This is a genomic window from Psychrobacter glacincola, from assembly GCF_965118485.1.
In the GTDB taxonomy this organism is placed as follows: domain Bacteria; phylum Pseudomonadota; class Gammaproteobacteria; order Pseudomonadales; family Moraxellaceae; genus Psychrobacter; species Psychrobacter glacincola_D.
Map to the genome: position 1 here is coordinate 22,743 of NZ_CBCPJH010000042.1, position 6,000 is coordinate 28,742.

Genomic DNA, 6,000 nt, shown 5'->3' on the forward strand with positions numbered 1-6,000 from the left:
GTAGTTATTAAGGAACATCCATGAGTAAGCTGCAAGCACCCTTTACCCCGCTTAATATCGCCATCTTAACGGTTTCTGACAGTCGTACTCTTGCAGAAGATACATCAGGGCAATATTTAGTTGACCAACTCACCGCAGCAGGACACCAATTGGCAGATCGTCAGTTGATTATTGATGATATTTATAAAATCAGAGCCGTCATTAGTGGTTGGATTGCCGACCCAGATGTGCACGCCATTATTACCACTGGTGGTACGGGCTTCTATATCCGCGACAGTATGCCTGAAGCAGTCGGCGTATTATTTGATAAAGAGGTTGATGGTTTTGGTGAGATGTTCCGCTTAATCTCGAAAGACGATATCGGTATGTCGACGATTCAATCTCGCGCCGTCGCTGGTATGGCAAACGGTACAGGTATTTTCTGCTTACCCGGCTCATCCGGTGCTTGTCGCACTGCTTGGGAAGGTATCCTGCAAGAGCAGCTCGATAGCCGTACGCGTCCCTGCAATTTTGTCCCACATTTTATGCGTACCAACCCAGGTCACGATTAATTCATGGTTGAAGTGGCAGACAGCTTAATAAAAATAGGTGCATTCAATCGCTTAGCAGGTATCGTTATCTTGGCAGGCGGCGCATCCAAACGTATGGGAACGCCAAAAGCTGAGCTTATCCTACCGACAGGTGAGCGCCTGCTTGACTATCATGTCAGGCAGGCGCTTGAATTAAGCGCAGCGATAATGAGAAATATATCGATTATGATCGCAGATAATGGGCGTGGTTTTAGCATCAATCCGGATTTGATTGTCAAAAATCCACAGGTGCCAATCATTCATATTGCTGATTATCTGTCTATCAACAATATTTCTGGCAATGATGACGAGCAGATCGAAACCGGCGGCGCATTAGTAGCCATTGAGTCAGCGCTACAATCTGTGGCAAGCTTGACGAAATTAGGCGAAGTACCCAACGAGCAATCCTCTTGGCTGCTGGTCATTAGCTGTGACAGCTTAATCTCTGCAACGGACTTATGGCAAAAAATAGAACCCACTACCATGCAAGCAGCTGACCGCTCTATTATTTGTCTGACCGATGAAAACCATTTATATCCGCTATTAGGTGTTTATCGATTAAATATTGAGCCTGATTTAAAGCGCTACATCGATGATGGGCAGCGACAAGTGATGGAGTTTATTAAACCGATGGTGCAGCCTGTACCTTTTATAAAAGAGTGGCAGTATTTAACCAATTTTAATACTCCTAAAGATTTTGAACGTGCCTGTCTAGCTTTAAACGATTTATAAACAAAACTAATTATAAAAAGGTTTATTGAAAGAAGCCGATTATTTAATACAAAATAGCCATTTAAGAGAAATAAAAATGAATAGCGACAGTCAAAAAGGTAGCAATAATAAAAACAATCAATCTTGCTTATCGCATCTAGACAGCGACGGTGACATCACCATGGTCGACGTGAGCGGCAAAACGGCGAGCACTAGAGAAGCCAGTGCACTCGGACAAGTGGTTTTTCCCGCGGACATTTATACGCAAATCAAAGCCGCTGACGGTATGACCAAAAAAGGCAGCATCACCCAGACCGCTCATATCGCTGGTATCATGGCAGCCAAACGCACCCACGATCTTATTCCACTTTGCCATCCCCTGCCATTAGATAAAATTGGCTTAAGCTTTGTATACGATGATGATAAAAACAGCATTAACGTCACCGCTACCATCAAAGTAACTCATAAAACTGGCGTAGAAATGGAAGCACTGACCGCCGTTAGTGTGGCGTGCTTAACCATCTATGATATGACTAAAGCCATCTCACATAACATTGTGATTGATAATATTCATCTGGTGAATAAAACGGGTGGCAAATCTGACTATCAGCATGCGTAAATTGGCTTTATTGATACGATATACAATACGTTTAGCAATTAATAAATAATGGAGTCTGCTATGAGCACCTTAATCGACGGTAATACTGATGCCACGATGGATATCACTGTCTTATACTTTGCCAGCTTAGCTGATGAAGCCAATTGTCATGAAGAAAAAATCACTGTGCAACAGTCGACCTCATTAACTGAATTATATGAAAAGCTGCGCCAAAAGCACCGTTTTAGCCGTTCGCAATCAGAGCTACGTGTGGCGGTAAACGACTACTTTGCCAAATGGGCAGATGAGATTTATGATGGTGATAGTGTGGTTTTTATTACACCCGTCGCTGGCGGTTAATGTTACTCATACTTTCTGCTTATATCATTATAAAGCTCACTCAAAATAATAAATAGAGAAAATAAATGACAGACAATGTACATGGGCAGTCGATGCACATTAAACGTAGCATCGATGAAGCCTACCTTATTGCTGAACGTGATGGTTTTGCGCTATTAGATACTGACATTGATGAAAGTCGGCTTAAAAACACCCTCGATGATGACAGTTGCGGGGCATTTGTATGCTTCGAGGGACGCGTACGCAACCACAATAACGCCACTAGCGTCAATCGCTTAACCTATTACGGCTACGAAGACCTCGCCCTCAATCAAGGACGCGCTATTATTGAAGAAGCAAAAAAGCGTTTTGAGATCACTCATGCTATTGCCATTCATCGTATCGGTGCTTTAGAGATTGGCGATGTGGCCGTTTGGGTGGGCGTCGTCTCAGCCCATCGCTATCCAGCTTTTGATGCCTGTCGCTGGATACTCGATACGATCAAAGCTGATATTCCCGTTTGGAAGCAAGAGTACTATCTAGATGACTCTTCTAAATGGCTCAGTAATAATGGTTAAAGCGACAGTTAAGTCGTGGTCAAAATAACGACTAACATCGTCGGTTAGTTAATAGTGATAAATAATAGCAAGGTTAAATAATAATGATAAAAATAATAGCAATGACCTCAGCCTGCTTAGCGTTAATGCTAACCGCTTGTAACAAAGAACAAGCTGATCAACCTATTCAATTGGATCCCGATAATACTACCGAACCAGATCAAACCATTCGTATTGCTGCCGCAGCCAATTTATCCGATGTATTACCTGACATCATCGAAGGCTACAAAGCTGATAGAAATCTGCCGGATCAAAAAATCGAAGTCACCTTTGCCTCATCAGGTAAGCTTTATTCTCAAATTACCTCAGGTGCGCCTTACGATATTTTTTTAGCTGCCAATCAAGAATTCCCAGCGCAGTTGGTTGATGAGATATTTAAAGGTGACACAAGCCACATGCCTTTTACTTATACTCAAGGTCAATTATCTATTTATAGTGCCACCAAATCTCTTGCTGGACTGAATCAAACTACTTTGACAGATCTGTTTAAAAGCGATGACAAAGTAAAAATGACAATTGCCAATCCAAAACTTGCTCCTTATGGTGAATCTGCAAAAGTCTATCTGCAACAGCAAAACCTCTATGACGATCTAATGGCACAAAAACGCATCATCCAAGCGGAAAATATTGGCCAAGCGTTCCAATACGCTCATACTGGTAGTGTCGACTATGGCTTTGTGGCACACTCGCAAGTGACGGCAATTAAAGCGACACCTGAGCAGTTCTATATCTTACCACCAGAGTCTTATCCTGCTATCTTACAAGATGGTATAGTCATTACAAACGCAGCAGCTGCAGCAGATTTCACTGACTATCTACGCTCTCCTACAGGACAAGCTTACTTCTCTAAAGCCGGTTATTTAGCGGTTAAATAGATTATCTTTAGAAAAATCTCTATAAAATATTTTGTTGTTCGCTCTATACTGTTATTTATGAATAAAGGCGTGCTTACAATCGGCTAAAGCGATCATTGTAAGTATGCCTTTATAGCATGATATTAAGTATTTTAAATAACATCGCATCATTAATAACGTTCTATAGATATGTTCTATAAGTAAACCATTGAATAAAAGGTAGATAGTTAACAACGCTATGATGTCTCAGTCTCTTCTCTCAGATATGCTGCTACCTGTATGGGTCAGTATCAAGCTTGCTGGTATCACTACCTTATGCCTATTGCTGCTCGGTACGCCACTAGCTTATTGGCTGGCAAAGCCCAGTCGCAGCCGTATCTCTGGACGCATCAAAATCATGCTCATGGGTGTGATTGCGATGCCACTTGTGCTACCGCCTACCGTGATTGGTTTTTACTTGTTACTGCTATTAAGCCCAAATTTCGGTATCGGTAAATGGCTGTTGCAATATAATATCAGCGCCTTTACCTTTACTTTTGAGGGTCTAGTCATTGGCTCTATCATTTACTCATTGCCCTTTTTTGTTCAGCCGGTCTACGCGCAATTCTTACGCATTCCAAAAAGTGTCATGGATGTCGCAAGCCTGTTAGAGCCAAGTCGGTTTAGACGCTTTATACGGGTTGCACTACCGCAAGCACGTATCGGCATTGTCCTTGGCAGCTTAATCAGTTTTGCTCATACCATCGGCGAGTTTGGCGTGGTACTGATGATTGGTGGCAGTATTTCGGGAGAAACTAAGGTGGTCTCAATAGCTATCTATGAGCAAGTAGAAGCGCTAAATTATGAGGCAGCACACATGATGTCAGCTATCCTCATCATTATGGGCATGGTGATGGTGGCATTAATTGCTGGTGTCAGCAGAAGCTATCAGCGCGTATAAAATAGCTTAAAAACACCAGAAAAAAAAACCTCATTTAATTGAACTGACCCCCATAAGTTGGACACAACTTATGGGGTATTTTTATGCGTTACACACTAGACTTCAAGATCAAAGTCATCGCATACTATCGGCAAGGACATACCGGACTTGCCACAAGTGAGAAGTTTAAAGTAGATTCGAAACTTGTACAAAAATGGGTTAAGCAATACCAAAGCGGTGGCATAGATGTCATCAAGCCAAAGTCGAGAAAAACTCACTATAGTCGCGAGTTTAAACATCACGTGATTACGACCATGCTGACACAAGGATTAAGTCAATCCGAGGTCGCTTTAACGTTCAACATCAGCTCACCTGCCTTAATTAGTCATTGGCACAAAGTGTATCGACTTTATGGCATGTCTGGACTAATATCCAAACGTAAAGGTAGAACCGCCATGACCAAGCCATTTATTACCGACAAACCAGATGATGAAAAAACACTAGCAGAACTCAAACGTGAGAATGAATACCTACGTGCGGAGGTTGCCTACTTAAAAAAGCTCGATGCCTTGCTCAAACAAAAGGAACAAGTAGTGACAAAGCAAGGCTCATCGAAGCACTAAGGGATAGCTGTTGTTTATCTGACTTACTTAAAGCCTCATGTATGCCTAAAAGCGTCTTTTATTACCATAGAACAAAGCTTGAGAGTGACGATAAGTACGCTGATTTAAAACAGCGAATTACTGAGCTTTACCATCAGTATAAAGGCAGGTATGGCTACCGTAGAGTCACGGCCGCGTTAAAGTATCTAGGGATTCATCACAACCATAAGCTCATTGCTAAGCTTATGCGTCAAATGAAGCTTAGCGCAAAGATAAGACGTCAGAAGTACCGTTCCTATAAAGGACAGTGCGGCGTCATCGCCAAGAATTTAGTGAAACGTAGGTTTAGGGCGCGCGCGCCAAACCGCAGGTGGCTCACGGACATTACAGAATTTAAAGTGGGTGATGATAAGCTCTATCTGTCACCGATACTCGATTGCTTTAACAATGAGATTATCAGCTACCAGTTATCAAGACGACCAGTATATGACTTAGTCAAACAGATGCTTGAGAGTGCAGTTAAAGGCATACCTACAAAGCGCAAGGAGACGCTAACGCTACACTCAGATCAAGGGTGGCATTATCAGATGACACAATTTGGGAATGTGCTCAAAGCTAATAACATCAAGCAAAGCATGAGCCGAAAGGGTAATTGCTTAGACAATGCACTGATGGAGAGCTTCTTCGGGACACTCAAATGTGAGACTATCTACATTGAGAAGCCTAAGACTATTGAAATGTTAGAACAACAGATTCATAGATTCATAGATTTATACATTACTACAATTATG

Annotated in this window: 9 protein-coding genes; all 9 read left to right on the forward strand. The window is 42.1% G+C overall.

Features of this window, described 5'->3' with window-relative positions:
• The first annotated feature begins 20 nt into the window (after nucleotides 1-20).
• The gene (gene moaB, locus ACMHKH_RS12875) at nucleotides 21-551 is read left to right on the forward strand and encodes a molybdenum cofactor biosynthesis protein B (RefSeq protein WP_413521042.1); all 531 of its coding nucleotides are present in this window, start codon (nucleotides 21-23) and stop codon (nucleotides 549-551) included.
• A 3-nt stretch (nucleotides 552-554) separates the two neighbouring features.
• On the forward strand, nucleotides 555-1,301 hold the full coding sequence (locus ACMHKH_RS12880; RefSeq protein WP_413521043.1) for a molybdenum cofactor guanylyltransferase: 747 nt from the start codon (nucleotides 555-557) through the stop codon (nucleotides 1,299-1,301).
• 76 nt (nucleotides 1,302-1,377) lie between these two features.
• The gene (gene moaC / locus ACMHKH_RS12885) at nucleotides 1,378-1,899 is read left to right on the forward strand and encodes a cyclic pyranopterin monophosphate synthase MoaC (protein WP_413521044.1); all 522 of its coding nucleotides are present in this window, start codon (nucleotides 1,378-1,380) and stop codon (nucleotides 1,897-1,899) included.
• 60 nt (nucleotides 1,900-1,959) lie between these two features.
• Nucleotides 1,960-2,238 carry a MoaD/ThiS family protein gene (locus ACMHKH_RS12890; protein WP_413521045.1) on the forward strand — a complete coding sequence of 93 codons (279 nt, stop codon included), beginning with the start codon at nucleotides 1,960-1,962 and terminating at the stop codon, nucleotides 2,236-2,238.
• A gap of 65 nt (nucleotides 2,239-2,303) precedes the next feature.
• Complete coding sequence (locus tag ACMHKH_RS12895) at nucleotides 2,304-2,795, forward strand: molybdenum cofactor biosynthesis protein MoaE (RefSeq protein ID WP_413521046.1); 492 nt, start codon at nucleotides 2,304-2,306, stop codon at nucleotides 2,793-2,795.
• Between the two features lie 83 nt (nucleotides 2,796-2,878).
• A complete protein-coding gene (modA, locus tag ACMHKH_RS12900) occupies nucleotides 2,879-3,709 on the forward strand; it encodes a molybdate ABC transporter substrate-binding protein (RefSeq protein WP_413521047.1) in 831 nt (276 codons plus the stop codon).
• Between the two features lie 217 nt (nucleotides 3,710-3,926).
• Nucleotides 3,927-4,628, forward strand: coding sequence for a molybdate ABC transporter permease subunit (gene modB, locus ACMHKH_RS12905; RefSeq protein ID WP_413521048.1), 702 nt, complete (start codon nucleotides 3,927-3,929; stop codon nucleotides 4,626-4,628).
• Between the two features lie 83 nt (nucleotides 4,629-4,711).
• On the forward strand, nucleotides 4,712-5,230 hold the full coding sequence (locus tag ACMHKH_RS12910; RefSeq protein WP_413521049.1) for a helix-turn-helix domain-containing protein: 519 nt from the start codon (nucleotides 4,712-4,714) through the stop codon (nucleotides 5,228-5,230).
• Nucleotides 5,134-6,000: IS3 family transposase (locus ACMHKH_RS12915; protein WP_413521050.1), on the forward strand; the 867-nt coding region annotated here is incomplete at its 3' end. The genes ACMHKH_RS12910 and ACMHKH_RS12915, both read left to right, overlap by 97 nt.